General features: G+C 39.5%; 1 protein-coding gene. It reads left to right on the forward strand.

Features of this window, described 5'->3' with window-relative positions:
- The coding region (locus tag GB932_RS22145; protein ID WP_197517213.1) for a hypothetical protein at window positions 1-238 on the forward strand (238 nt) is incomplete at both ends.

The raw sequence follows: 238 nt of genomic DNA on the forward strand, positions 1-238 counted from the left end.
CTATTGATGAGGAACATGATGATCCTAACGATCTTGAGATCCAGTCTTTTTCATTTGATTTTGAAAACAAAAAAGAGGAACCACAATCCGGAACTTCCTTCAACAATTCATTTTCAAATGAAAAACCTGTTGAGTTCAGCTTCTTTGTAAACGAGCCTATCAGAAACGAGCCTAGTAAGGATTTCGGGCAGCCAAAAGCAGAGTTTAATACTCCTACCAATGCTGCGGTAGCTGAACC

The sequence above is a fragment of the Microbacterium karelineae genome (assembly GCF_009745985.1).
Classification (GTDB): domain Bacteria; phylum Actinomycetota; class Actinomycetes; order Actinomycetales; family Microbacteriaceae; genus Microbacterium; species Microbacterium karelineae.